Origin of the sequence: Pedobacter jamesrossensis (genome assembly GCF_042650905.1) — a bacterium.
GTDB lineage: Bacteria > Bacteroidota > Bacteroidia > Sphingobacteriales > Sphingobacteriaceae > Pedobacter > Pedobacter jamesrossensis.
This window is the reverse complement of record NZ_JBHSBY010000025.1, coordinates 17,593-43,464: the sequence shown is the minus strand read 5'-3', so window position 1 is coordinate 43,464 and position 25,872 is coordinate 17,593. Positions and strand designations below refer to the sequence as shown.

19 protein-coding genes are annotated in these 25,872 nt (G+C 35.0%); 12 read left to right on the top strand and 7 right to left on the bottom strand.

The features are described 5' to 3' along the window. The first annotated feature begins 218 nt into the window (after positions 1–218). From smc to ACFOUY_RS04320, 4 genes are all read left to right on the top strand, one after another. On the top strand, positions 219–3,758 hold the full coding sequence (gene smc, locus ACFOUY_RS04335) for a chromosome segregation protein SMC (protein ID WP_378959231.1): 3,540 nt from the start codon (positions 219–221) through the stop codon (positions 3,756–3,758). A gap of 322 nt (positions 3,759–4,080) precedes the next feature. Next, a complete protein-coding gene (locus ACFOUY_RS04330) occupies positions 4,081–5,049 on the top strand; it encodes a M28 family peptidase (RefSeq protein ID WP_378959230.1) in 969 nt (322 codons plus the stop codon). Between the two features lie 180 nt (positions 5,050–5,229). Next, complete coding sequence (locus tag ACFOUY_RS04325; protein WP_378959229.1) at positions 5,230–5,601, top strand: BlaI/MecI/CopY family transcriptional regulator; 372 nt, start codon at positions 5,230–5,232, stop codon at positions 5,599–5,601. Beyond that, positions 5,601–6,863 (top strand): M56 family metallopeptidase, encoded by a 1,263-nt coding sequence (locus ACFOUY_RS04320; RefSeq protein WP_378959228.1) that lies wholly within the window; start codon positions 5,601–5,603, stop codon positions 6,861–6,863. The genes ACFOUY_RS04325 and ACFOUY_RS04320 overlap by 1 nt, the downstream gene beginning before the upstream one ends. On the opposite strand, the gene rsmG is transcribed toward ACFOUY_RS04320, so the two are convergent. Beyond that, positions 6,864–7,499 carry a 16S rRNA (guanine(527)-N(7))-methyltransferase RsmG gene (rsmG, locus tag ACFOUY_RS04315; RefSeq protein WP_378959227.1) on the bottom strand — a complete coding sequence of 212 codons (636 nt, stop codon included), beginning with the start codon at positions 7,497–7,499 and terminating at the stop codon, positions 6,864–6,866. A 33-nt stretch (positions 7,500–7,532) separates the two neighbouring features. Continuing rightward, a complete protein-coding gene (locus tag ACFOUY_RS04310) occupies positions 7,533–8,660 on the bottom strand; it encodes a glycosyltransferase (RefSeq protein WP_378959226.1) in 1,128 nt (375 codons plus the stop codon). Between the two features lie 134 nt (positions 8,661–8,794). Here ACFOUY_RS04310 and tgt point away from each other — a divergent pair, with 134 nt between their 5' ends. From tgt to ACFOUY_RS04285, 5 genes are all read left to right on the top strand, one after another. Next, positions 8,795–9,925, top strand: a complete 1,131-nt coding sequence (gene tgt, locus ACFOUY_RS04305) for a tRNA guanosine(34) transglycosylase Tgt (protein WP_378959225.1) — start codon at positions 8,795–8,797, stop codon at positions 9,923–9,925. 1 nt (position 9,926) lies between these two features. Then, positions 9,927–11,030, top strand: coding sequence for an LptF/LptG family permease (locus ACFOUY_RS04300; RefSeq protein ID WP_378959223.1), 1,104 nt, complete (start codon positions 9,927–9,929; stop codon positions 11,028–11,030). 1 nt (position 11,031) lies between these two features. Continuing rightward, a complete protein-coding gene (locus ACFOUY_RS04295) occupies positions 11,032–11,910 on the top strand; it encodes a DMT family transporter (protein WP_378959222.1) in 879 nt (292 codons plus the stop codon). Positions 11,911–13,163: 1,253 nt separating this feature from the next. Beyond that, positions 13,164–15,968 (top strand): TolB-like translocation protein, encoded by a 2,805-nt coding sequence (locus ACFOUY_RS04290; protein WP_378959221.1) that lies wholly within the window; start codon positions 13,164–13,166, stop codon positions 15,966–15,968. A gap of 3 nt (positions 15,969–15,971) precedes the next feature. Next, positions 15,972–16,250, top strand: coding sequence for a lipopolysaccharide assembly protein LapA domain-containing protein (locus ACFOUY_RS04285; RefSeq protein ID WP_378959220.1), 279 nt, complete (start codon positions 15,972–15,974; stop codon positions 16,248–16,250). 294 nt (positions 16,251–16,544) lie between these two features. Here the strand turns inward: ACFOUY_RS04285 and ACFOUY_RS04280 are convergent, their stop codons facing one another. From ACFOUY_RS04280 to ispE, 5 genes are all read right to left on the bottom strand, one after another. After that, positions 16,545–16,844, bottom strand: a complete 300-nt coding sequence (locus ACFOUY_RS04280) for a response regulator (RefSeq protein ID WP_378959219.1) — start codon at positions 16,842–16,844, stop codon at positions 16,545–16,547. A 67-nt stretch (positions 16,845–16,911) separates the two neighbouring features. Beyond that, a complete protein-coding gene (locus tag ACFOUY_RS04275; protein ID WP_378959218.1) occupies positions 16,912–17,634 on the bottom strand; it encodes a pirin family protein in 723 nt (240 codons plus the stop codon). Between the two features lie 266 nt (positions 17,635–17,900). Beyond that, positions 17,901–19,067: a trans-sulfuration enzyme family protein gene (locus tag ACFOUY_RS04270; RefSeq protein WP_378959217.1), complete on the bottom strand. Its 1,167-nt coding sequence runs from the start codon at positions 19,065–19,067 to the stop codon at positions 17,901–17,903. Positions 19,068–19,187: 120 nt separating this feature from the next. Then, positions 19,188–19,616, bottom strand: coding sequence for an OsmC family protein (locus ACFOUY_RS04265; protein ID WP_378959216.1), 429 nt, complete (start codon positions 19,614–19,616; stop codon positions 19,188–19,190). 81 nt (positions 19,617–19,697) lie between these two features. Beyond that, positions 19,698–20,501, bottom strand: a complete 804-nt coding sequence (ispE, locus tag ACFOUY_RS04260) for a 4-(cytidine 5'-diphospho)-2-C-methyl-D-erythritol kinase (protein ID WP_378959232.1) — start codon at positions 20,499–20,501, stop codon at positions 19,698–19,700. Positions 20,502–20,663: 162 nt separating this feature from the next. On the opposite strand from ispE, the gene ACFOUY_RS04255 reads away from it, so the two are divergent. The 3 genes from ACFOUY_RS04255 (at position 20,664) to secDF (ending at position 25,645) form a co-directional block, all read left to right on the top strand. Beyond that, positions 20,664–21,485, top strand: a complete 822-nt coding sequence (locus ACFOUY_RS04255) for a thymidylate synthase (RefSeq protein WP_378959215.1) — start codon at positions 20,664–20,666, stop codon at positions 21,483–21,485. Between the two features lie 180 nt (positions 21,486–21,665). Continuing rightward, a complete protein-coding gene (locus tag ACFOUY_RS04250) occupies positions 21,666–22,232 on the top strand; it encodes a dihydrofolate reductase (RefSeq protein ID WP_378959214.1) in 567 nt (188 codons plus the stop codon). 434 nt (positions 22,233–22,666) lie between these two features. Beyond that, positions 22,667–25,645: a protein translocase subunit SecDF gene (gene secDF / locus ACFOUY_RS04245; RefSeq protein WP_378959213.1), complete on the top strand. Its 2,979-nt coding sequence runs from the start codon at positions 22,667–22,669 to the stop codon at positions 25,643–25,645. The last annotated feature ends 227 nt before the right edge of the window (positions 25,646–25,872 follow it).

Here is a 25,872-nt window from a genome sequence, read left to right as displayed (position 1 = left end):
ACAATGATTTAACATGGTTAAAAATACGAAAAATAATCCGTATATGGTTGATATTCAGTGTGTTACATCTTATTTATTTAATGATAAATGTGTGTAAGGATTAGCCTTTGGAGAGGGAAGTTACATCACCTGCCAAATTTCTTCCTTTCAATAGGTGAGGCATTTGAAAAACCACAAAATAATCCTTATTATTGGGTTCGGTTCTCCATCCACAAACCATGCAACTTACTAGATTAGAAATTAAAGGATTTAAGAGCTTTGGCGACAAAGTGACCATCAATTTTAATGAGGGAGTTACCGCTATTGTTGGTCCTAATGGTTGCGGAAAATCGAATGTTATTGATGCCATGCGCTGGGTTTTGGGCGAACAAAGTACAAAAGCTTTGCGCTCTGAAAAGATGGAAAACATCATCTTCAATGGCACTAAAAACCGAAAACAAGCACAACTGGCAGAGGTTTCTTTAAGTTTTGACAATACTAAAAATATTCTTCCTACAGCTTACTCGCAAATAACCGTTACACGAAAATTATACCGGAATGGAGATAGCGAATATCGTTTAAACGATGTGCAATGCCGTTTAAAAGACATCACCGATTTATTTTTAGATACCGGAATTGGCTCGGATAGTTATTCGATTATCGAGCTGAAAATGGTTGATCAAATCATTACCAATAAAGAACATAGTCGCCGCTCTTTATTTGAAGAAGCATCGGGAATTTCTAAGTACAAACTCCGTAAAAAACAAACTTTTAATAAGTTAAAAGATACTGAAACTGATTTAGAACGAGTGGAGGATTTACTTTTTGAGATTGAAAAGAATTTAAAAACTTTAGAAAGTCAGGCGAGAAAAGCTGAGCGTTATTATAAACTAAAAGAACAATACCGTGAGTTGAGCGTTCAATTGGCCACCCATAGAATTGCCTTTTTCCGTATAGATTTAAGTGCTTTAGAAACTCAAGAGCAAAATCAGCAAATTAATCGAACGGAGTTAAGTAAGAATATTGATACCCAAGAGGCGGTTTTGCAAAAGCTGAAATTGGGAAGCATTAATCAGGAAAAAAACCTTTCGGTACAACAAAAAGCAACGAACGAACTGGTTTCAAAAATTCGTGCTTACGAAAGCGAGAAAAAGGTAAAAAACGAACAAATGCGTTTTTTACAAGAAAAAGAATCGCGTTTGGCTAGCGAGCTGGAGAAAGATAAAAATCAGGTTAATCATATAAAGTATAATATCAAGCGTTTAAACGAAGAAATAGTTACAGAAACTGAAGTTTTTAATCGATTAGAATCTGATTTAAAAACTTTAAAATCGACACTTGATACTTTAAGAGAGCAGCAACAAACTGAAAAAAACAGGATAGATAACTTGATAAAATCGGTAAATGATCTACAAAATCAGGTTTATCAATCACAAAAGGAAATTGATATTCTGAACATCCAAAAAGATGCTTTAGTACAGGAAACCAATAGAAATGTTGATGATACGGAAACTAAAACCTCAGAGTTAAAAGCTTTCGACCATGCTTTGGCCGAGCTTGATATTCAGATTTTGGAGAAACAAACAAATATAAATCAGCTTAAAGAAGCAGAAGAAATTTTAAAAGAGAAACTTGCTGTTGCCGAAGTCAATTTAAGCTCGAATAAGGAAAAACTTACTGTAGAAAATCGAAAAAAAGACGCCAAACAAAACGAGTATAATCTTACAAAATCGCTTGTAGATAGTTTGGAGGGCTTTCCGGAATCCATTCGTTTCCTTAAAAAGAATAATGCTTTCGCAAAAAATGCCCTGCTCCTTTCTGATATTTTGTTTTGTGATGAAAATTATCGCATTGCGATAGAAAATTACCTGGAACCGGTAATGAATCATTATGTGGTTGATAAATATGCGGATGCGGTTCAGGCGATTAACCTTTTAACAGACGCAAGTCGCGGTCGGGCAAACTTTTTTATTCTAGAAAATGTACCTGATAAGAATACCGTTGCCGGCAGTTTTGATGGTTTAATTTCTGCACTATCGGTCACCGAAGTCGATAAGAAATATCAGCATCTTTGTAATTTGCTGTTACAAAATGTGTATATCGCAATTGCTGAGCAGGAAAATCTTTTCAAAGAAACGCCTACTGAAAGCATCACTATTCTTGCTAAAAACGGAAAATATGCACAGACAAAATTCACTTTAGCGGGTGGTTCTGTTGGTTTATTTGAAGGTAAAAGAATTGGTCGTGCTAAAAATTTAGAGAATTTAGCCAAAGAAATCAAGCAATCAGAATCGCTGATAAACCAATATAATTCGGCAATAATCGCTGAAACAGACAATATTTTTAATTTAAAAGAATCGTCAAAAATTAATCAAATTAATACCTTTCAGCAGGAATTGAATCGATTAAGTAATGAGCAAATTTCTGTTCAAACACGTCGAGATCAGTACCAGGAATTTATTACCAACAGCGAAAACCGAAAAACTGATATTGCGCAAAAAATTGTTTCGATTGAAAAATCACTGTCTGAAAAGTTGCCGGCATTGGTAGAATTGCAGAAAAAACAACAGCAAGACCACATTAATCTTCAAGAACAGCAATTAAACTATCAGGAAATTGCAGATCAGGTTAACGATAGCGCAGGAAAATACAATCAGGATAATATTCGCTTTCATCAACAACAGAATAAACTATCTGGCTTAGAAAAGGATTTAGATTATCGCTTTGTACAGGAAGAGGCTTTGAACAAAAGAATCGCAGAAAACGATAAGGAATTTCAAGACACTTTAGCGCAAATTACAGCTACTTTACAGCATACCGATTTAAGCGACGATACGCTTTTAGAAATGTATCAACAGCGTGAAGATATGGAAAAAGGACTTGCTGAAGCTGAAAAAGAGTATTTCGATAGCAAAGGCAATATCAACGAAATTGAAAATGATTTAACTAATACCAGAAAAATCCGCGAAGAAACTGATTTCCTTTTAACAGAAATCAAAGATAAAAAGAATGCATTAAAAATCGATTTGAACTCGCTGAAAGAGCGTTTAGCTGTCGAGTTTAACATCGATATTAACGACCTTTTAGAAACTGAAACCGAAACCGAGGCTTTAGAAAGTGAGTTCGAAATTCGCCAAAAAGTAGAAAAAATGAAACGACAACTCGATGAGTTTGGCGCCATTAATTCTATGGCAATGGAGGCTTTTAAAGAAATGGAAGAACGTTATGTTTTTATCCAAAATCAGAAAAAAGACCTCAACGCTGCTAAAGCCGATCTTTTACAAACTATTAAAGAGATTGATGATACGGCAAAGGAAAAATTTATGCAGGCTTTTACGCAAGCACGAGAACATTTCATCGTCGTTTTCCGTTCGCTTTTTAATGAAGAAGATAGCTGTGATTTGATTTTATCTGATATTAATAACCCTTTGGAGGCTGATATTGATATCATTGCCCGACCTAAAGGTAAAAGACCGTTATCTATAAACCAGTTGTCGGGTGGTGAAAAAACCCTTACCGCAACTGCACTCCTATTTTCGCTCTACTTATTAAAACCTGCGCCATTTTGTATTTTCGATGAGGTTGACGCCCCATTAGATGATACGAACATTGATAAATTCAACAATATTATCCGCAAATTCTCCAATCAATCGCAGTTTATCATCGTATCGCATAATAAGCGCACCATTGCCAGTACCGATATTATTTACGGAGTAACCATGGTAGAGCAAGGTGTTTCGAGGGTTGTAGCTGTGGATTTAAGGGAGGTTGCAGCTTAAGTTAAAGATCAAAGCTGAAAGAAGAAAGACTAAAACGAAATTGCAAGTTCCGTTTTTGTTAGGAGGCCTCTTCAGCCGAGGAAGCAATCTCATTAGATAAATAATTTGGAAATGAAAGTTATCCTATTTGGCGGACCTCAGTCCTGCTTTCCACTTTACTTCGTTGCACTCTGTGTTCGTTCCAATCAGGTTTATTAACGCAATACAGTAACCATTTACAACGTTTCACCTACAATACCCCAATAATTAATATCTTTAATAAAATTTAAACCCAGCGCATTAAGATTGCTTCATGCCTTGCAATGACGAAAAGAAATAAAAAATGAAAATCCTATATATCATACCCTTAGCTATCATGCTAAGCTGCTGTTCATCAGTAAAAAACCAAACTTCGACAGAAACCGGAAAATTAGACACTCAACTATTAAAAGATGTTGAAGTTTTATCATCTGATGCTTATCAAGGTAGAAAAACAGGCACAAAAGGTGCAGAAATGGCTCGGGCTTACATTATAGCAAGATTTCAAAAATTAGGCTTGAAATCTTATCCTCAAAATGTTAATTATGCTCAAGAGTTTACGTTCAATTCAAGAGGCGGTGCAAAGGTAAATGGCACTAATGTAATTGGCTATGTTCCTGGTAAAACTTCAAATGTTATTGTGGTTTCTGCTCACTACGACCACTTGGGTGTTGTTAAAGATGAAGTTTTTAACGGAGCTGATGATAATGCATCAGGGACTGCAGGTTTGCTAAAAATAGCGGCCTACTTCGCTAAAAACAAACCAACAAATACCATTATTTTCGCCGCCTTTGATGCAGAAGAAATGGGACTACAAGGCGCTAAAGCATTCGTAGCCAATCCACCAGTACCAATAAATACAATTGCTGTTGATTTGAATATGGATATGATTAGCCACAGCGATAAAGGCGAACTTTATGTTTGTGGAACATTTAAATATCCAGCATTAAAGAAACATATAGATACAACCAGAAAAGATATAAAAGTTATTTTAGGACATGATGACCCTAAACTTGGCCATGATGACTGGACAAACCAAAGCGACCAGGGTGCATTTAATGCTAAAAACATTCCGTTTTTATATTTTGGTGTAGAAGACCATAAAGATTACCACAAAGCAACAGACGAATATCAAACCATTACAAAACAATTTTTTAGTAATGCGGCGAACGCAGTTTTAGATGTTGTTAAAAGCATTGATAATCAAAGTGCTTTACAACAATCATTAAAAGATAAAATGATAATGATGGATAATCCTCAAAAGAAATTTTAAGGTTTAACACAAAATAATTTAAAGCTGCTCCTATCGAGCAGTTTTTTTTGTGCTAAAATTTTTAAGAATATTAAATTAATAGTCTGAAAATCAATTACTTAAAAATAAAACTATAAAAATAGTTTGTAAACTATTTTTATAGTAGTAACTTCAATTAATCAAACTACAAAAATAGTTACAATGATAAAAGAACTAACAAAAGCGGAAGAACAAATCATGCTTATCCTTTGGGAAATGGAAGAAGCATTAGTCAAAGATGTTATCGAGAAGATGAATGAGCCAAAACCGGCTTATAATACGGTTTCTACCGTAATTAGAGTTTTAGAGGGCAAAGGATTTGTGGATCATAAAGCTATTGGGAATACTTATATCTACTTTCCTATTATTAAAGAAGCTGATTATAAACGATTTGCCTTAGATAAGGTAATGAATAATTACTTCGAAAACTCTTACGAAAGCTTAGTTTCTTTTCTGGTAAAAGATAAAATCATGAGTGATGATGAGCTTAACGAGCTAATTCAACTTGCTGAAAAACTTAAAAAAGATAAATAATGAGCTGGCTATATTATTTACTCGAAGCGAATCTGTATTTAATTTTATTCTACGGATTTTATAGAATGTTTTTGCATAAAGAAACTTTCTACACCCTAAACAGATATTTTTTACTTATAAGTTCTTTTACTGCGTTCATTCTTCCTTTCTTCCAATTAGGCTTTTTATTAAAATCAATAAATCTTTCAGAAAATATTATTTACCAAGAAATTGAGCAAGGCAAACCTCTATTAACTACCGAAAATACTATCCTGTTTTTTTATTCAATTGTTGCGATAGTGTTCATTTCAAAAGTAATTTGGGGATTTATGCGTGTCATCAACTTACTTAAAAAACCCAATAAAATTGTCGAAAACGGTATTACAATAGTCGAACTAGCAAATACTAAAACTGCATTTTCTTTCTTTAACATGCTTTTTATCGACCCAGAATTACCTCAAAAAGCAACCATTCTAAGACATGAAATGGTTCATATTAATCAAAAACATAGCTATGATGTACTCTTTTTTGAACTATTAAGAAGTTTTAGCTGGTTTAATCCAATAACTTATCTTTTAAAAAACGACATTAAACTCTTACACGAATATCTAGCTGATGAAGAAACAACTAACATCGAAATAGGAAAATATGAGTACGCCATGTTTCTGATTCAAAATTCTTGTGGTGATGTCAAAGTTCAATTAACTAACCAAATATTTAATTCATCCATTTTAAAAAGAAGAATAAACATGTTAAATCAAAAAAAATCTGCAAAATGGGCTAGGCTCAGATTGTTATTGGTACTTCCTGTGCTTGCCGGGATGCTTTGTATCTCAACTATGGCCTTTACAAAAGATTACGGAGTGGTCGATTTATATCCAAAAAGTGCGAAAAATATTTCTGCACCACAGGATACTGTAAAAAGAGCCAAGGCTAAAGAAATTGTTATAGCTGAGCCTGTTAAGCAAATAAAAAAAATGAAAGGTGGAAAGTATACACCACCACCTCCTCCAATTGAAGCACCTAGAAGTAAAAAACTAAATGGTTTAAAAAACGGGCAAAATCCACCACCACCTCCTCCTGCTCCAGGGCAAAAATCTAAAGTAAAAGGTGTGAAACTTGCTCCGCCACCACCACCAGTTGAACCTAAATCTCCTAAAGTGCAAAAACTAGATATAAAGATTGCTCCACCGCCACCACCTCCACCGGTAGAACCTGCACAGAAAAAGAAGCTGGGAAAGGATGATGTGATTTATGGTGAAATTATTGAGGGACCTCAATAACTACTGAGGCACGTAAACCACGTATTTAGTCTCAAAAAAATCTTCCTCAAAATATTCTGAAAGCGGATATAATTCTGCTTTCAGTTTTGATTCCTTAATCTCCTCGGTTAAATCGCCGCCTTTTAAATAAAGAATTCCGTTCGGAATAGCATTTATAGACTCCTTTTTGAACTTACCTTGAATCCAGGGATAGAATTCACCTAAACGGGTAACTGCCCTTGATACGATAAAATTATACTTATCTTTAAGTTGTTCTGCTCTTAAATGGTCAGCCTTTACATTTTCTAAACCTAATGCAGAAGCAACTTCTTTAACAACTTTTATTTTTTTTCCGATAGAATCCACCAAATGAAATTGAGTGTCTGGAAATAAAATTGCTAATGGAATACCTGGAAAACCACCACCAGTACCAACATCTAAAACACTTTCACCTGCTTTAAAAGTACAAACCTTTGCAATTCCGATTGAATGCAAAACGTGGCGTTCATATAATTCTTCAATATCTTTTCTTGAAATTACATTGATTTGAGCATTCCAATAACTGTATAATTCGAAAAGCTGCGAAAACTGAGCAATTTGCTTTTCAGTAAGGTTATTAAAATATTTAAGAATTAGGTCTGGTTTAACTTCAAGCATAATATGAATAGAGCCCAATAAAGGCTTTTTTATTTATTTCCAATTAACTTTCTTTTTACCAAACATAGATAATAATCCATTTAAGGTTAAAAAGAAGAACAAAAGTATATCTAATATCGGGAACCACCAACGTAAATCTCTATAATTTAAGCGGTTCAATAATTTTGGGTAAATCAAGCTCCTGATAAGGATGCTAAATCCAAGAATCCCTGTAGCGATATAAAGTGTTTCGTTACTAAAAAACATACATCCTGCAAATACAGCATAAAATAAGAATTGGGCAATAATTTGTAAACTCAAAATAAATTTATGTTTTGCTTTATAAAATTTACCCGCTCCAAAATGACGCTTTTTCTGTCTTAAATATCCTGCCCAATTGCTGTTTGGCTCACTCCAAACATGACTTTCTTTGTTTATCCTAATCTCTGTGTTGTACTTATTAGCATGTGCATTTACGAACAAATCATCATCACCCGAAGGGATATGCATGTGTGCCGCAAAACCTTTATTCTTAAAAAACAATGATTTTTTGTAAGCCATATTTCTACCAACGCCCATGTAGGGCATTCCTTTCAAAGCAAAAGAAAGATAGTTAACAGCAGTAAAGAATGTCTCGAAACGAATTAGTGCATTCAGTAAACTCCGTTTCTTTAAATAAGGAGAAAAACCCAAAACTATTTCAACATTTTCATCAGCTGGCTGCTGCATATCCATTAGCCAATTATCACTTTCAGGTATGCAATCTGCATCAGTAAAAACTAACCAATCGTGCTTAGCAGCTTTAATACCCATAGTTACAGCGAACTTTTTCCCAGCAATAAATTTATCGTTATCTAAAATTTTAACAACTTTCAATCTGTCATATTGCTTTTCCAATTGCTCTAGAAACTCCTCTGTACCATCCCAGGAGCGATCGTTTACAACTACAACATCAAAATCTGGATAATTCTGATTTAAAATGCTTGGCAAATATTTTTCGAGATTAGCAATTTCATTGCGAGCGCAAATAATTACACTTAAAGGCGATTTTGCAATTTCAGGTATTTCCTCAACACGAACCCGAGCTAGTTTTAAATGCACAAAAAGCACATAATAGAGCTGAATTAATAGGCAGAGCAATAAAGCAGAAAGAATTGAAATTTCGGGTATAGTTAATATCACAGCATTAAAATAAACAGGCGCAAATTTCTCATTTTTAATCTGTAATACACTTTTATGTTGATAAAAAATTAAACAAAAATATACCCTCTTATTTTCTTATTTTTGGCTGATTTTTGTGACGAGAAAAACACCATATGAAATTTACTTTACAGGCTAACGACCCGCTTTCTAAAGCCAGAGCGGGCACAGTTACAACAGCCCATGGCGAAATACAAACACCTATTTTTATGCCTGTTGGTACCGCCGGAACAGTTAAAGCTGTTCATCAACGGGAGTTAAAACAAGACATTAATGCTCAAATAATTTTAGGTAATACCTATCATTTATATTTAAGACCAGGATTAGAAACCTTAGAAAAAGCTGGTGGCTTGCATAAATTTATTGGCTGGGACCGGCCAATTTTAACAGATAGTGGTGGTTATCAGGTTTATTCTTTAAGTAAAGTTCGTAAAATAAAAGAAGAAGGTGTAACCTTTCGTTCTCATATTGATGGCTCTAAACATCTTTTTACGCCAGAGTATGCAATGGATATTCAGCGAACCATTGGTGCCGATATTATAATGGCTTTTGATGAATGCACGCCTTATCCTTGCGACTATACCTATGCAGCTGAATCGGTAAAGATGACACATCGCTGGCTGAAACGCTGTTGCGCTCATTTTGACAATACGCAACCAAAATATGGTTTCGATCAAACCTTATTTCCTATTGTACAAGGTTCTGTTTATAAAGATTTGAGAATTAAATCTGCAGAATTTATCGCAAGTATGGGTCGCGAAGGCAACGCAATTGGCGGCCTATCAGTTGGCGAACCTGCCGAAGAAATGTATGCAATGACAGAAGTTGTTTGCGACATATTACCTTATGATAAACCACGTTATTTAATGGGCGTTGGCACACCAATTAACTTATTGGAAAATATAGCCTTAGGTGTTGATATGTTCGATTGTGTAATGCCAACCAGAAATGCTCGTAATGGTATGCTATTCACTAAAAATGGCATCATAAACATCAGAAATAAAAAATGGGAGAACGATTTTTCTCCAATAGAGTCCGATAGTGATCTACATGTCGATTTAGTAACAAGCAAGGCTTATCTTAGGCATTTGGTTCACAGCAAAGAAATGCTTGGCGCACAAATTGCTACCTTGCATAACCTGCACTTTTATCTTTGGTTGGTTAATCAGGCTAGAGAAAAAATAATTAGCGGAGAGTTTTACGAGTGGAAAAACCAAATGGTTAAAGTACTGGGCAATAAGCTATAAAATGAATTTAATTAAGGGCAACATAAAAATTATCGACCGCTATATTATTGGCAAATACCTGGGTACATTTATTTATACCCTGGCAATTTTCGTAATTATCATTGTTGTATTCGATTTATCTGAAAAGCTTGATGATTTTTTAAAAAGTGGATTAAGTTTCTGGGGCGTATTAACTAAATATTATGCCGGCTCAATTCCATTTTATATTAACATGCTTTCGCCATTAATTAACTTTATTGCAGTAATATTTTTTACGGCAAAAATGGCCGATCAAACAGAAATTGTTCCCATTTTAAGCGGAGGAGTAAGTTTTAACAGGTTTCTTTTTCCATATTTTGTATCTGCAAGCATTATATTTTCAGCAAATTTAGCTTCAAATTTATACGTACTACCATACACTAATACGCTAAAAAATAGTTTCGAAAACACTTACGTTAAACGAAACGACCCTTCAACAAAATCAAACATCCACATGAAACTGGATGACAAAACCTACATCTATATTCAAAGCTTTGATAACAAAACCAATTACGGTTACCGTTTCTCTTTGGATAATTTTAATGGCGATGTTTTGGTAAAAAAGATAGTTGCTGATAATATTAAATGGGATTCTACCAAACGTAAATGGCAGTTAAGCAATTACTCAATAAGAAAAATTGATGGCTTAAAAGAAAGCATGATTTACGGAAATGGAAAGTTGAAGGATACAATATTAGATATGCGTCCGGATGATTTTTCTGCCTACGATAATGTTGTACAAAACCTTTCAACATCGGAATTAGCAGAGAAAATACGTAAAGAAAGAACTCGCGGAACAGGCATTATGAACGACCTAATGTTTGAGCAATATAAACGTTATATACAACCGCTATCTGCTTTCGTACTAACGCTCATTGGTGTAGCCTTATCTTCGCGTAAAGTTCGTGGGGGCGTAGGTGTTTCTTTGGGAATCGGTATCTTCTTAAGCTTCGCTTATATTGTATTTAACCAGTTTACCCAAATGTTTTCTACCAAAGGTGGATTACCTCCATTCATCGCCGTACTTTCCCCAACTATAGTGTTTGGTTTGCTTGGTTTGTACTTATTAAAACGTGCACCAAAATAACATGGAAGCCAACAAAAAAAATCTCCTTATTCTTCATCTTACTGTTTTTGTTTGGGGCTTTACAGGCGTACTTGGGAAAGTAATTTCTATTGATGCCGTGCCTATGGTTTGGTACCGCGTTTTAATTGCTACATCAACCCTTTTTGCGTGGTTTTTACTTACCAAAAAGAATATAAAAATTACTAAAAAGCAGTTTATACAATTCTTTTTAACAGGAGGAATTGTTGCCATTCATTGGATATTTTTCTTCCATGCAATTAAAGTTTCTACAGTTTCTGTAACCTTAGTTTGCCTTTCATCTTTCACTTTATTTACTGCAATTTTAGAACCCTTGATTAAAAAACAGCCCATACAAATGGGTGATATATTAGTCGGCTTATTAATTATTCTGGGCATATATATGATTTTCAAATTCGAAAGTCAATATACTTTAGGGATAATTTTTGGTTTATCAGCAGCCGTGGCATCGAGTTTATTTTCTACTATTAACTCTACATTAGTTCAAAAAAGTGAACCCTCTATTATAGGTTTTTATGAACTTGTTGGCGGACTATTCTGGATAACTTTGTATCGCTTATACGATGGATCGCTTTTAAACACGCACTTTAACCTAAGCACAAAAGACTGGTTTTACATTGTAATTTTAGGCACATTTTGCACATCTGTAGCTTATGTTGCAGGCGTATCAGTGATGCGAACTTTATCGGCATTTCGGGTATCTTTAGTAACTAATCTGGAGCCTGTTTATGGCATCATATTAGCCTTCATTTTCTTTAAGGATAAAGAACAAATGACAGCTGGATTTTACATCGGAGCTATCATAATTTTGGCTTCTATATTTCTTTATCCAATTTACAAAAACAAGAAAGATAAGCTATAATCTTCTGGTGTTTATTTCTCACATTAAAACACTTAAATCACCCTATTTTCATTAGATAAATAACTCAAAGCGCCAACTAGTTTTTGCTACGCTAAAATCATTTTAATTCGTTCTTGCAGATACTAAATCAGAAGCTTTAAAATGATAAAATCGCAAGTTAAAAAAGCCAGCGAATCTCTCAGAACAACAAGCTCACATCAATTAGTATTTAAAAAAAACATCACCAAGTTGCTTAATAAAATGTGGTTTAAGATGAAGTTTATTTAAACAAATTCGGAGTAAAAACAGACCAATTATCAAAGGATAATGATGAATTATCTATCCAACCCTCTAAGTTCATTATATTTTCTCTTTCGAAATAAAACAAAGAATAAAACACTGACAATCAAATATTTAAACACCAAAAAGAGGAAGTATTAAAAATTTGAAGAAAATGATTGAAGAAAGCAAATATTGCAGAGAAATCAAGTTACAAAGCCAAAAACAGGCTCAATAAAGGGTGAAATTTTAAGTTTTCGTATACATCCAGCGTTAAATTTAGCCTTTAATTTACCTTAAAATTAAGCCAAATTTTAAAGATAAGAGCTTTTAATTTTAGCAAAAACAATCTACAAATCTTCTTACAGAATGTTAAATTTCAATGAGATAATATCTAAAAAATAGTTAACAACTCTATACTATTCATTAAAGTATCCCAACAAAATTAAGCGACATTTAGTCAGTTTTTAAAATCACGATGATAAGCTCATCAGTTTTGAAAAGCGAAATACAACAATCAAAAAAACTCAAAAATCTGAATTAAATCCTAGCAAACCGTACTAAAAAAAGTAAAAAAACCAGGCAAATATCAGGTCTTAAAATAGATTAGCCGAGAGGCAAAACTTAAGGTGAAAACGAGCGCTCGAAAAGCAAAAGCCACAATATTTTTTACTTCAATTTTAGTCAGAAACAACAAAAAAAAATATGGAAATCCATAACCAAAACTAAAAATTGGAATAAAAAATTTCGAAGAAAATCGATTAATAAGTGTAAATTAAGAGCCTTATCTAAGGGGTTATCAAAATTGCTTTTCAAAGCTAAAAAAGGCAATTTAAAAGATTAAAAAACTTAATAATCCTCAAGAAATATAGAATTAAATAAAATACATATAAAATTAAAAATCAGATAATTAAATATATTTAGATAAATTAAATATTCACAATTTTTAAATTTTTAAAAACAACAAAAACTAAATATTTTAGCAAACATTTTAGATGAATATAAATAACATAAACAAAAAACTATTTATCAGACACTTAACCATACTTACATTAAGTTTTATTTCATCATCAGTTTTTGGGCAAATTTTCAGCACTGCCCAAAACCCACTTAGTGTAAAATGGAACTACATTCAATCTGGTGGCTTTAAAATCATCTACCCAAAAGAACTTGAAAAAGACGCTCAAAGAATGGCTAACACCCTACCCTTCATTTACCCTAAAATAGGACTTAGTTTAAGGCAACAAAACACCTCCATCCCTCTCCTGTTACAGAACCGTGGAACCATAGCAAATGGCTTTGTTCAGCTTGCTCCAAAGAAGTCGGAATTCTACGCAACACCACCCCAATATTTCGACAGTCAAGACTGGCTAAATAATCTTGCAGTTCATGAACTAAGACACATCGCACAGTTTGACAAATTGACAGGAATCCAAACACACCCGTTCCCTGAACTGGTTTACTTCGCTTACTTTGGCGCTGGTATACCAACCTGGTTTTTCGAGGGCGATGCGGTGGTGAATGAAACTGCTTTAACCGAATCTGGACGAGGCCGACAACCAAAATGGATTATGCCTTTTCGCACTTCACTTTTAGAGGGGAAAAAATTTTCTTACAGCAAAGCATATTTTGGCTCGAATAAAGATATAACTCCAGGCTACTACCAAACCGGATATTTAATGGTTGCCGACATGAAAGAAAAATTTGGTCAATTCATTTCCGACAGCTTGCTTGGAGATATCAGAAAAAGACCCGTACGCCTTTATCCATTTTCGCAAAGCTTAAAAAAATACACAGGAAAAAACACTAAAGATTATTTCCTTTCGACCCAAGAAAAACTGACTAAAAACTGGAATGCTCAGCAAGAAAAACTATCGCCTGAAAACTATGAAAGCCTGAACCAGAAAACATGGTTAGTAACGAATTATTTTCTTCCGGTTCGGTTAAATAAAAATCAGATTTTGGCACTCAAAGAAAGCAAGCAAGATGCTAGGCATTTCGTGATCGTAAATGAAGATAAAACGGAGCAAAGATTATTTGGAATAGGCTATCAGGAACAGCCCTGGTTTAGCTCAAAAAAAGACCTTATTGTTTGGGACGAAATTCGCTACGATCCGAGATATAAACAGCGAAGCTACAGCGTAATTTGCAGCTATAATTTGAAGACTAAAAAATTCAAGAAACTCAGCAGTAAAAGTCGCCTCTTCTCCCCTAGCCTTTCTGAAGACGGGAAGAAAATCGTTGCCGCAAAAGTAGACCTGAGCAATCAATTCAATTTGGTAGAGCTTGATGCAACAACTGGCAAAATTTTAAAAACTTATTCGAATCCGGAGAACGAAATTTTACAAACACCAAGTTTCGATAAAACGGGAAATAGAATTAGCTACATCGGCGTTAGTGAAAAAGGAAAAAGTTTATGGCTATTGGAAAGCGGTAAAAAAACGAAACTCATTTCGGGAAGTAGACAACAATTAAACAGACCTATTTTTATTGGTGATAAAATTGTATTCAATGCACACTTCAATGGTATCGATAATATTTACAGCATTGATATCAAATCGAAAAAAATTAATGCGCTAAGCGCTTCAAAATACGGGGCGTTTAACCCTACTGAAACAAGCGATAAAAAAATCATTTTTAATGATTATAAAATTAACGGCTATGAAATCGCAGAGAAAAAGATTACAGAGAAACCTGTAGGTCAAAACGTGTATATCGATTTTTCTACAGCTGCTGAAAAGCAGGAAAACACAGGTAATGTTTTCACCAATATTCCTGATAGCACTTACCAATCGAAACCTTATCATCAGGTACTAAACTTATTTAGTTTTCATAGCATAATTCCAGTAATCGATAACGAATATGTTTTTGGCTTAGAACTTCAATCTAACAATTTGTTAAATACAATGGACTTTTACACAGGCGCAAAATACCATCGCGATTTAAAGCGCTTCGAATACACCGCAGACATTAGCTATAAAGCACTTTATCCGGTTTTTAGTATTGCGTACCGTAACCGACCTAAACGAACGTTCTACAGAGCTAAAAACGCGACTCAGCAAGGCGATTGGCGAGAGAACTTTATCAAGCTTAATGCATCATTACCTTTCTCGTTTAATGCCCGAAACCAAAACTATTCTTTTTCATTAAATGCAGCTACCAGTTTTACCCAGCGTTACATGCTAGAGAATTTACCGGGAAGCTTTGTAACCTCACTTAAATTCCCGATGGAATATAATCTGACCTTCAATCACAGTGTCAGAACGACTGAAAGAGACATCGCTCCTAAATGGGCACAAATTTTAAGAGCAACATACAATCATCAACCGTTCGACAAAAATCTTGGCGGCAAAATTATTGCTTTAGAAAGTTTCTTTTATTTTCCCGGAATTGCTAAGAATCACTCTTTTTTAGCGAGTTTCAATTATCAAAAAGCAAGTGGAGCAAATCAATACGCGGTAGAAATCCCAACTGTTTATGGCTACAACAACATCCTTGCGAAGAGTAAATTGCAAAACAGCTTGCTCCTCAACTATCGTTTCCCGTTTGCATTTCCCGATTGGGAGTTGGGTTCACTTGCTTATTTCCGAAACTTTAGAGCAGGTCTATTTAGCCACTATGAAAACATTGGTAAAGAGACAAATATTGGCGAACCAAAAACATATGGCATAGAATTGAACAGTAGCTTAAACATTTTGCGCTATCAACCTGTTGTAGATGTTGGAGCAAGATTGGTTTTTGTTAACAAAATTTACAATCAAAATCCGATATTAGAGTTTTCATTTAACTATAGCTTTTAACCCATGAGCGGAAAAACCATTTTCATTATCGTCCTAACAGCATTATTAACCATATTTTTAATGGTAAACACCGAACCAGTGGACTTCGATTTCTTAGTAACAACTGTTGCGGTATCTAAACTTTTGGTAATTGGCATTTGCGTAGTTATAGGTTTTATAATCGGTTTCATAGTTGGCCGACCTAGAAAAACAATAACCAATTACGATGATGAAATTCAGAAACACAATCCAAACGGGATTAAAAAAGAGTTAAGCGACGAAGATAAAGAGTACATCAGCTAATAACATAATTGTTAAAATCAGACTTCAGTTATGCTTCTAAATTTAGACTGCTATTTTTTTCTGAAAAGCAATGGCAGTAATACGATAATTGTTAGTCGGGCTTTCCGCTAAATCTTTTTTGCTATCCTTCGACTACGCTCAGGATTATAGCAAAATAGGATATCGCTTCAATCCCGTTTAAAAACTTCGGCAAAACACACTATTTGAGACAAGACGCCTAAAAATATTGGTTAGCTTAAAAAGCCTTTGAATACTTTTAATAAACCTGCGTTTTTAATTTGAACTTGAAAATTTTCACGAATTTAGGGCAGTCATTATTTCGCCATACAAAAGGCCGCTTCCCCCTCCATAGTGTTGAATAATTTTAACTTCAGGTTTAATTGCTAATAATTTTGCTCTTAAAGCCTCTTCACATTCTGGGTCTATACCATTACCAAGCAAAACCAAGTCAATGCTTTGTTCTTTAAAAATGGAAATTGCTTCATCATCTGTACATACGCAAATGCCTTTCCATTCGGGTCTGGCATTAAGCAAGCGATTCATCACCGCAGTAATTTCTGTATCTCGGCCAATATAAAGGATGGTAGTTTGCATAATATCAAAAACTAATAAACCTCGTAGGTTTTAAAAACCTACGAGGTTTGGTAAAAAACAAAATTAATTAATTCAATTCCATCGGAACATCCATTAACAGAACCTCTGCATCTGCAGAATTTGCTTTAAAGCTGATGCTATCTGTATCCCAAATACCAATGGCATCTCTTGTACTTAATGCTTGGCCGTTAATAGTTACTTCTCCACTGATAACAAAAGCATAAACACCGTTACCTGCTTTTTTGATTTTATATTCTGTTTCAAAATCAGCATCGAATTTCCCTAAAGAAAACCAGGCATCCTGATGAATCCATACATTATCATCATCAGCATTTGGCGATAAAATCTGCTGAAAGTTATTGTGGCGGGCAGCAACATCTAAAGCTCTTTGGTCATATCTTGGTGTAACATTCTTTTTGTTTGGGAATAACCAAATTTGCAATAAATTCAACTGAACATCGGCCAAAGCATTAAATTCGCTATGACTAACTCCTGTACCAGCGCTCATTACCTGAATTTCTCCAGCATTTATTACAGCAGAATTCCCCATACTATCTTTGTGGGCAATTGCACCTGCTAATGGAATTGTAATAATTTCCATGTTATCATGTGGATGTGCTCCAAAGCCCATTCCACCATCAATCAAGTCATCATTTAAAACTCTTAAAACGCCAAAGTGCATTCTGTCAGGATTGTAATAATTAGCAAAACTGAACGAGTGGTGAGCATTTAACCAACCATGATTTGCATGGCCTCTGGTGTTTTCTTTGTGCAAAATAAACTGTGACATAAATTTCCTTTCTTATTTATGATACAAATTTACTGCAGGTTTAGCACCTGTGCATTGATGTAGGGTAAGTAATGTAATAAGCAATTAAATTAATCACAAACCTTGGTTTAAGGTAGAAGTATAGGCAAGATTTCGGGTAAAGTCTTTCCTAACATCGGGAACTGGCTATAAGGCAAGGGGTAGAAAATCCTGAAAAACAAAGCGGGGCTTCATAACTGATGCCCCGCAAGTTTTGCTATTCAAAAATCGTAAATCTAAAATCGTAATTAAGCTAGCGCTTGCTCTATATCAGCTAAAATATCATTAATATGCTCTAAACCGATTGATAAACGGATTGAACCCTGCTCAATTCCGACTTCATTACGCTGCTCTTCTGTAAGCTTGCTGTGCGTACTTGTTGCAGGATGTGTTGCAATGGAACGGGTATCTGCCAGATTTGCAGAAATAGAGAACATTTCTAGTTTGTCCATAAAATTTCGGGCGGCATCAATCCCGCCATCAACAACAATGGTAACAATACCACCACCTTGTTTCATTTGCTTTTTAGCAATCTCATACTGAGGGTGCGATGGTAAAAACGGATATTTTACCAATTTAATTTTCGGGTGTTTCTCTAAATATTCAGCAACTTTTAATGCATTTTCGCAATGGCGATCCATACGTATAGCTAAAGTTTCTAAGCTTTTAGATAAAATCCAGGCACTAAATGGCGATAAAGCTGGCCCGCTGTGGCGGGCAAAATTCACAACTTCGGTAATCAACTCTTTTGTCCCTAAAATAATTCCGCCTAATACGCGTCCTTGTCCATCGATGTATTTTGTAGCCGAATGGATAGAAATGTGGGCACCTAATTTTATCGGTTGCTGCAAATATGGAGTTGCAAAGCAGTTATCAACAACCAAAAGCTGATTGTGTTTTTTAGCTAAATTGCCTAAAAATTCTAAGTCAATAATATCGATACCCGGATTTGACGGGGTTTCTACGAAAATCATTTTTGTGTTAGGCTTAATCAAGCCTTCCCAATCTTGTGGTTTATCTAAATCTGCGTAATCGAAAGTTACGCCCCATTTAGAAAATACATTGGTTAATAATTGGTGGGTAGAACCAAAAACCGAGCGACTAGAAACGATATGGTCGCCAGCTTTTAAGAAAGCACCAAAGGTAGTAAAAATGGCAGCCATACCTGTTGCGGTAGCAAAACCATCTTCTGCACCTTCCAAAAGGCACATTTTTTCTATAAATTCTGATGTATTTGGATTTGAATAACGGCTATAAACATTCCCTTCTTTTTCGTTGGCAAACAAAGCCCGCATTTCTTCTGCATCATCAAACTTATAACTGGATGTTAAGTAAATTGGTGCGGAATGTTCTTTATGCAAGCTACGTTCGGTTTGAGTGCGTATAGCTATGGTTTCAAAATTTTCGGATTTCATTTTAAAGTATCAAGATTTTAGTATCAGGTATCAAGACTTTAGTATCAAGATTTGAGTATTAAGTATCAAAACTGGAGTGGGTCTTAAAACGCACTTTTGTTGGTACTTAGACTCGCTACCTTATACTTGAGCGTTGCTATTTATTTTGTAAGTAAAGTTAATTTTTGCGGAGCGGCCTAAAATATTCGAAACAGAGCAATATTTTTCGAAAGTCATAGATAAAGCACGTTCTACTTTTGCTGCACTTAAATCACCATATAAATCGAAGTGAATCTCAATTTCATCAAAAATTGGGGGCATCTCTTCTTCTTTACGTGTCGCGTTAATGGCAATTTTAATATCATCAAGCGGTTCTTTCTGTTTCGTTAGTACGTTAACCATATCAATTCCGCTGCAACCACCTAATCCAACCAAAAGCATTTCCATAGGTCTAAAACCTTTACCCTCGCCACCAATAGCAGCTTTTGCATCTAATTCTACCGTAAAACCACTTTCGTTTTCGGCCTCAAAATTAAATTTCCCGCTCTTGCGGATGAGATTTATATTCATGTTGTTAGTATTCGAGTAATTAGTATCAAGTATCAAGACGCAATTTGCTTTAGTCTTTCTGCTTTTAACCTTTCAGCTCTTTTAAATATTGTAATAAACTAAATTGTCTTTTTCCAGTTCGGGCAGCTTAACGGGTTCGTTAAAAATTGCAAAAACCGACGAACCGCTACCACTCATTAAAGCGAATGTTGCGCCTGCATCATATAAACTGGTTTTTATTTGATGAATTTGGGGATACTTTGCGAATACCGATTGCTCGAAATCGTTGATAACCTTATTCTTCCATGTTGTTGGCGACAAATGTATGATTTCTTTTAACGATTGCAAAGGTTTTTGAGGTTTTACCAAAGCATAAGCGTCGGCAGTGCTAACATGTACAGGTGGTTTTACCAAAACTTTAAACCAAGCTGACAAATCAACTTCGCATTTCTCAAATTCATCGCCCTTATTAAATGCATAAACGGGCTTATTTTCGATAAAAAAAGCACAATCGGCACCAAGTTTACGGGCATAACTTTCCATCTGGCCGACCGACAAACCTAAACCAAACTTTTCGTTAATTAATTTGATTACAAAAGCACAATCTGCCGAACCACCGCCTAAGCCTGCACCAACCGGAATATTTTTTAATAAATTAATCTGTTGTGCCGGGATTTCAAAATCGGCTTTTATTAATTGATAAGCCTTTAGACAGAGATTATCGTTAGCATCACCAGGAATATCTATCCCATATATTTTACAAGAAGTTTCCTCTGCATCAATTATTTCTACAGTATCTTTTATGTTGATTGGATAAAAAACAGTTTCCAGGTTATGATAACCATCTGCCCGCTTTTCGGTGATGTTTAAACCTAAATTTATTTTTGCGTTTGGAAAGGATAGCATTTTATTTTTGAGTATCGAGTATTTAGTCTTGAGCATCAAGATTCCCTTTCTATCTACTGCGGTATACTGCAAACATACAAAATGTTTAAAAAAGAGAATTGTAGAAAACTTATGACTATTCGGCTTGATTAATTTTAGATATTTGTAAATTATCAAACCAGTATGAAACAATATTTAGATTTAATGCAGCATGTGCTGGATAACGGCGCACAAAAACACGACCGCACAGGAACCGGAACCATTAGCGTTTTTGGCTATCAAATGCGTTTTAACTTGCAGGAAGGTTTTCCGATGGTTACTACGAAGAAACTGCATTTAAAATCGATTATACACGAATTAATCTGGTTTTTAACTGGCGATACCAACATTAAATACCTAAAAGATAATGGCGTTCGTATTTGGGATGAATGGGCAGATGAAGATGGAAACCTTGGCCCTGTTTACGGTTCGCAATGGAGAAGCTGGCCGACGCCAGATGGGCAGCACATCGACCAGATTACAAACATTATTAATACCATAAAAAACAACCCTGATTCGCGTAGAATTATTGTTTCGGCATGGAATGTTGCAGAAATTGAAAATATGGCACTACCTCCTTGTCATGCCTTTTTCCAATTTTACGTAGCACCCCCTAATCCCCTGAAAGGGGAAACAAAAGGTAGGCTCAGCTTACAATTATATCAACGCAGTGCTGATATTTTTCTGGGCGTACCTTTTAACATTGCATCTTATGCTTTATTAACGATGATGGTTGCACAAGTTTGTGGTTTAGAGGCTGGCGATTTTGTTCACACTTTAGGCGATGCGCATTTATATAACAATCATATTGAGCAAGCTAATCTTCAACTAAGCAGGGAACCGAAACCATTGCCTACCATGAAAATTAATCCTGATGTGAAAAGCATTTTTGATTTTAAATTTGAAGATTTTACATTGGAGAATTACGAGGCACATCCACATATTAAAGGAATAGTTGCCGTATAACTCCCCAGCCCCCTGAAGGGGAGCTACAAGCAAACTTAAAATAGCGAAAAATCCAATCTAGTCGCAGGGGTCGTCCTACTATTTTAAATGTACTTGAGTGTCTTAGCGACACGCTAAGACAAGAATAGGATTACAGGCAAATTGGCAAAAGCATAAATCAGAAAACATTAAAAAAATAGCATGAGCGATGGAAATTCAAGTTCCCCTTTAGGGGCGGAGGGGTTAAACGATAGAAATGAAAAATCACCTTTAGGGGGTGTGGTAGCAATAGCTGTAGCGGTTGGCGAAAACTTTGCCATTGGAAAAAACAATCAGCTTTTATGGCACATGCCTGCAGATTTAAAATTCTTTAAACAAACTACTTCAGGGCATACTGTGGTAATGGGTCGCAAAACGTTCGATTCTGTTGGAAGGCCGTTGCCAAATCGTAGAAACATAGTTATTACAAGAGATGAATCATTGAAAATTGATGGCGTTGAAGTAGTGAATAGTTTAGATGAGGCTTTAGAAATTACCAAAAATGAACAAAAATCTGTTTTTATAGTGGGTGGCGCAGAAATTTATCGCCAGGCTTTGCCAAAAACTGATATTCTCTATTTAACAACTATTCATCATATTTTCGATGCAGATACTTTTTTCCCTGCCATTGATAGAAATGAATGGAACCTGATTAGTTCTGAACCACATCTGGCTGATGAAAAGAACAAGTATGATTATACTTTTGAAGTTTTAGAAAGGAAGAAATAAATATTTTGACTGTTATCCGTTGGTTGAACCAACGGCAACGAATTGAAAAACTAGACGACAACAGCAAATTACTAATTGCAGGTTGCTTTAACTGCCTATATTTTGAAGATGCAATTGAGGGCTTTTGACTAAAACAGAACAACTGCCTCTCCCACCTAAACCCGATATTAGTGGAAAGCCACCGATTTTTTTCGGTGCTTGAAACATTAGCGGGACTGAACCAAACCCAAACAGTTACTGCAATTGCTTTTCAAATAATTTTAAGCAAGATTATCTATCTAAAACCAGTTCTATGTAACGAATCTATACCTCATATCAGTTATTAAAAATTAATGTTAATAATTTATCAATTAAGGGGTTCTATAATTTAAAAATTTAATTAGATTTGCCGACTTGTTAAAAAACAGCGAAAGACAAATTATTTTAAACAAACAATGCAAGGAAAAGGTTTTATTAAGTTTATAGCGATAGTATTAGCTATCGTTTGTGCGTATGCACTTTCTTTCACTTTGGTATCATCCAGTGTGGAAAAAGACGCCAAAAACTATGCGAAAGGTGATTTAGCCAAAGAAAAGGCTTACTTAGACTCGATGAGCACCGAAAAAGTTTACCCTTTATTGGGCTTTACTTATCAGGATGTTAAATCGAAAGAGATCAATTTAGGTCTGGATTTAAAAGGTGGTATGAACGTTACGATGGAAATATCGTTAGCGGAATTAGTTAAATCTTTAGCGGATAACACAACTGATGCTAATTTTAACAAAGCATTGCAAAATGCGCAAACCCAGTTAAATGCAGGCGGTAAAGATTACATCAAATTATTTGTTGATGATTTCGAAAAATTAAGTCCGGGTGTAAAACTTGCAGATTATTTTTCTAACCAAGATAATGCTTCACAATTAAAACCAAACGCAAGCAATAGCGAAGTTCAGTCTTTCTTATCAAAAGAAGCTGAAAGTGCTATCGACCGTTCGTTTACAATCTTACGTTCACGTATTGATGGTTTTGGTGTTGTAAGTCCTAACATGCAAAAACAACCTGGTAGTAACCGTATCTTAATTGAGATGCCAGGTGTACAAGATAAAGAGCGTATTTCTAAACTTTTACAAGGTTCTGCCGAATTACAATTCTGGCAAGTATATCAAATACAAGAAGTTGTTTCTTTACTTGAAAACATTAACAAAACCTTAGCATCTACTTTAAAAGATACGACTGCTGTTGCTAAAGATGCTACTACTGCGCCTGCAGCTGGTGGTAAATTAGCTGGCTTAGAAAAAGCTGCTGCTGATACAACTAAAGGCGGCAAACTTGCTGGCTTAGGCAAAAAAGATTCTACAGCTGCTAAAGCGGCAATTGCAAAATCAAATCCTTTATTCTCTATTTTAAGTATTCCAACTTATCAAGGAGAAAATGGTCAGCCGGCTTTACGCCCCGGACCAATTGTTGGTTGGGTTGCACAAAAAGATACTGCTAAAGTAAACTCATATTTCAAAACACCTGAGGTTGCTGCTTCTATTCCTTCTACAATGAAGTTTATGTGGAGCGTTAAACCAATGGAAGGTTCTAAAGTATTCGAACTTTATGCAATTAAGGTTACAAGTGCTGATGGAAAACCAGATTTAGGTGGTGAAGCGGTGAGTGATTCTCGTAACGATTTTGACCAGAAAGGTAAACCAGAAGTAACGATGTACATGACCAGCGAAGGTGCTGCAAAATGGAAAAAAATTACTGCTGAAGCTTCTGCTGATAGAAATAATTTAAAATCTATTGCTATTGTATTAGATAATCAGGTTTATTCTGCTCCAACTGTTCAGAATGAAATTCCAAACGGTGTTTCTTCTATCTCTGGAAACTTTACTCAAGAAGATACCAAAGATTTATCAAACATTTTAAAAGCTGGTAAATTGCCTGCTCCTGCTCGTATTGCAGGTAGTTTCGTAGTTGGTCCAACTTTAGGTGCGCAGGCAATTCACGATGGTTTAATCTCATTCGTAATTGCATTTATTGTAATCTTAATCTTCATGGCGTTATATTATCACCGTGCGGGTTGGGTTGCTAACTTCGCGTTGTTAATTAACTTATTCTTCATTATTGGTATCTTGGTATCATTAGGTGCTGTATTAACATTACCTGGTATTGCTGGTATCGTATTAACCATCGGTTTATCGGTTGATGCAAACATTCTAATCTTCGAACGTGTTCGTGAAGAGCTTGCTTTAGGTAAAAATATTCCAACTGCAATTAAAGAAGGTTTCAAACATGCAATGCCGTCTATTTTAGACGCTAACATTACTGTATTCATTTTAGGTGCTATTCTTTACTTATTTGGTAGCGGACCAGTTCAAGGTTTCGCAACTACTTTATGTATTGGTATCCTTTCTTCATTATTTGCTGCTGTAGCCATTTCAAGAGTTGTTTTCGAAGCGATGTTAGATCGCAAAATGGAAATCAGCTTTGATAATAACTTTACACGTAATGCATTTAAAAACTTAGCCTTCAACTTTGTTGGCCGTCGTAAAATTTACTATGTTATTTCTACCATAATTATTATTGCTGGTATCGGCATGTATTTCAAACATGGTGGTTTAAACTTAGGGGTAGATTTTAAAGGTGGTAGAACTTACTTAGTTCACTTCGATAAAACAGTTAACACCGAAGATTTAAAATCGAAATTAAGCGTTGTTTTTGACAATGAAACTCCTGAAGTTAAAACTGCAGGCGAAGATAGTCAGGTAAAGATTACGACTACTTTCCATATTGATGACCAAGACCCTAAAACTGATAAAGTTGTAGAAGATGCTTTAAATAAAGGTTTAGCTGGTTCTAAATACGAAATTGTAAGCTCGCAAAAGGTAACACCAATTATTGCTAGCGATATTGTAAACGGAGCATTTTATGCCGTATTGATTTCATGTATCTTCATGTTTATCTACATTGTTGTACGATTTAAAAAATGGCAATATGGTTTAGGTGCAGTACTTGCATTAGCGCATGACGTTTTAATGGTACTATCTTTCTACACAATTTTAGATGGTGTTTTACCATTCTCTTTAGAAATTGGTCAGGATTTTATTGCTGCTATTTTAACGGTAATGGGTTACACCATGACAGAAACCGTTGTTGTATTTGACCGTATTCGCGAGAAATTGAAAGAAGCTGGCAAAGATGATTTACATGGCGAAGAACGTAACAACTTAATCAACTTCGCATTGAACAGTACATTAAGCCGTACTATCTTAACATCATTAACCGTATTCTTCGTGTTATTGGTAATCTTCATTTTCGGTGGTGATAGCATCCGTGGATTTATTTTCGCCTTGTTAATCGGTCGCGTAATTGGTACATATTCATCATTATGTATCTCTACTCCTATTGTAATCGATTTGGGTAGTTCTGCAGAAAAGAGAAAATAAGATTTAAAAATCTTAAAATATATTAAACGCCTCAATTTTATTGGGGCGTTTTTTTTGAGTAAAATTTATTCACCCTGTGAAATTTAGTGGTGCTTTGTATTTCAGCATAGCCGTTCTCCATTAAGAGTAGAAAAAAAAGAGTTTATGTTTCTACCAGGTTAAACGCAGTAGCTAACTTGTCCCTCTATTTAAGGAGAGGGACTAACTGGAATTTGATAGAGCACAAA

What these genes read in the sequence shown, in the direction of transcription:
- smc (WP_378959231.1), top strand. Translation starts at nt 219, where the DNA reads ATGCAACTTACTAGATTAGAAATTAAAGGATTTAAGAGCTTTGGCGAC.
- ACFOUY_RS04330 (WP_378959230.1), top strand. Translation starts at nt 4,081, where the DNA reads ATGAAAATCCTATATATCATACCCTTAGCTATCATGCTAAGCTGCTGT.
- ACFOUY_RS04325 (WP_378959229.1), top strand. Translation starts at nt 5,230, where the DNA reads ATGATAAAAGAACTAACAAAAGCGGAAGAACAAATCATGCTTATCCTT.
- ACFOUY_RS04320 (WP_378959228.1), top strand. Translation starts at nt 5,601, where the DNA reads ATGAGCTGGCTATATTATTTACTCGAAGCGAATCTGTATTTAATTTTA.
- rsmG (WP_378959227.1), bottom strand. Translation starts at nt 7,499, where the DNA reads ATGCTTGAAGTTAAACCAGACCTAATTCTTAAATATTTTAATAACCTT.
- tgt (WP_378959225.1), top strand. Translation starts at nt 8,795, where the DNA reads ATGAAATTTACTTTACAGGCTAACGACCCGCTTTCTAAAGCCAGAGCG.
- ACFOUY_RS04300 (WP_378959223.1), top strand. Translation starts at nt 9,927, where the DNA reads ATGAATTTAATTAAGGGCAACATAAAAATTATCGACCGCTATATTATT.
- ACFOUY_RS04295 (WP_378959222.1), top strand. Translation starts at nt 11,032, where the DNA reads ATGGAAGCCAACAAAAAAAATCTCCTTATTCTTCATCTTACTGTTTTT.
- ACFOUY_RS04290 (WP_378959221.1), top strand. Translation starts at nt 13,164, where the DNA reads ATGAATATAAATAACATAAACAAAAAACTATTTATCAGACACTTAACC.
- ACFOUY_RS04285 (WP_378959220.1), top strand. Translation starts at nt 15,972, where the DNA reads ATGAGCGGAAAAACCATTTTCATTATCGTCCTAACAGCATTATTAACC.
- ACFOUY_RS04280 (WP_378959219.1), bottom strand. Translation starts at nt 16,844, where the DNA reads ATGCAAACTACCATCCTTTATATTGGCCGAGATACAGAAATTACTGCG.
- ACFOUY_RS04275 (WP_378959218.1), bottom strand. Translation starts at nt 17,634, where the DNA reads ATGTCACAGTTTATTTTGCACAAAGAAAACACCAGAGGCCATGCAAAT.
- ACFOUY_RS04270 (WP_378959217.1), bottom strand. Translation starts at nt 19,067, where the DNA reads ATGAAATCCGAAAATTTTGAAACCATAGCTATACGCACTCAAACCGAA.
- ACFOUY_RS04265 (WP_378959216.1), bottom strand. Translation starts at nt 19,616, where the DNA reads ATGAATATAAATCTCATCCGCAAGAGCGGGAAATTTAATTTTGAGGCC.
- ispE (WP_378959232.1), bottom strand. Translation starts at nt 20,501, where the DNA reads ATGCTATCCTTTCCAAACGCAAAAATAAATTTAGGTTTAAACATCACC.
- ACFOUY_RS04255 (WP_378959215.1), top strand. Translation starts at nt 20,664, where the DNA reads ATGAAACAATATTTAGATTTAATGCAGCATGTGCTGGATAACGGCGCA.
- ACFOUY_RS04250 (WP_378959214.1), top strand. Translation starts at nt 21,666, where the DNA reads ATGAGCGATGGAAATTCAAGTTCCCCTTTAGGGGCGGAGGGGTTAAAC.
- secDF (WP_378959213.1), top strand. Translation starts at nt 22,667, where the DNA reads ATGCAAGGAAAAGGTTTTATTAAGTTTATAGCGATAGTATTAGCTATC.